Genomic DNA, 261 nt, shown 5'->3' with positions numbered 1-261 from the left:
TCGGCGCCGTCGTCTACACGGCGAAGGTGGAGGCGGGCGCCAACGTGGTGGTGTTCGGGCTCGGCGGCATCGGCCTGAACGTGATCCAGGGCGCGAAGATGGTGGGCGCGGACAAGATCATCGGGGTCGACCTCAACCCGGGCCGCGTCGAACTCGCGAAGCAGTTCGGCATGACGCACTTCGTCAACCCGAAGGACGTGGAGAACGTCGTCGACCACATCGTGCAGCTCACCGACGGCGGCGCGGACTACTCGTTCGAAT

Annotated in this window: 1 protein-coding gene; it reads left to right on the top strand. The window is 65.9% G+C overall.

Annotation, left to right across the window (positions count from 1 at the left end; genetic code table 11):
- Nucleotides 1-261 (top strand): zinc-binding dehydrogenase (locus FAZ69_RS33100; RefSeq protein WP_136899665.1); only part of this gene is annotated, 261 nt, incomplete at both ends.

The sequence above is a fragment of the Trinickia terrae genome (genome assembly GCF_005144415.1).
GTDB classification, from domain to species: Bacteria; Pseudomonadota; Gammaproteobacteria; order Burkholderiales; family Burkholderiaceae; genus Trinickia_A; species Trinickia_A terrae.
Note: the sequence above shows the minus strand (reverse complement) of the source record. Positions and strands in the feature narration are given on the sequence as shown.